This is a genomic window from Megasphaera cerevisiae DSM 20462, assembly GCF_001045675.1.
GTDB lineage: Bacteria > Bacillota > Negativicutes > Veillonellales > Megasphaeraceae > Megasphaera > Megasphaera cerevisiae.
Genome location: NZ_LEKT01000150.1, coordinates 1 through 729 on the forward strand (window position 1 = coordinate 1; position 729 = coordinate 729).

A 729-nucleotide genomic window follows, 5' to 3' on the forward strand; every position below is an offset into this window, starting at 1 on the left:
GAGCTCATCTTCCATAAGCTAGAACACCATACATTTCATTATTTAGTGTCATAAATTAAACCTCTGGAACACGCTTTTGAATAAGCGTGCACCAGAGTTTTTAATTAATTCTTATTCTCAATATTTCTATGAGGACGACCAGCAAATAACATAATCCAAGTTGTTAGAATAAAAGGCATCGTCAATGATTGTAAACCGATGAGTTCAAGCATTGTATTCAAACCTAAATTCAATAGAACAGTTAATAATAAACCTAGGAATGTTGAAAAATATGTATTGATATTCGTCTTAAATGTGGTACCTAATGCTATTGCTGTTAATATTAAATTATAACCAAACAAATCTTGATTAATGTCATTCACGTTACCACCTAACATAGCTACAATAACAAAACTGAGTACAGTACCTAAAATGGCATATACCTTTGCTTTTCTAGAATCGATTAAGATCACAACTTGCCCATATAATAGGTATGATAAACACTTCACTAAACCCTTCTAAAGTAGTTTTAAGGAGAAAACTATCAAATCGATCATGAACCATTAACTCAAGCAGCTTATTTCAAAATGATGCAAGACTTCCTACAACTGGATGATATTTTAATTGTTGAACAAGGTTCTTCATTCTTTGGCGCCTATGATTTAGCTTTATATAAAGACAATACCTTTATTGGACAGCCTTTATGGGGGTCTATCGGTTACAGATTACCTGCAACATTAGGTACAGAAA

General features: G+C 32.4%; 1 protein-coding gene. It reads right to left on the minus strand.

Features of this window, described 5'->3' with window-relative positions; genetic code table 11:
• Window positions 1-104: 104 nt before the first annotated feature.
• Window positions 105-488 (minus strand): urea transporter, encoded by a 384-nt coding sequence (locus AB840_RS15480; protein WP_201775894.1) that lies wholly within the window; start codon window positions 486-488, stop codon window positions 105-107.
• Between the last annotated feature and the right edge of the window lie 241 nt (window positions 489-729).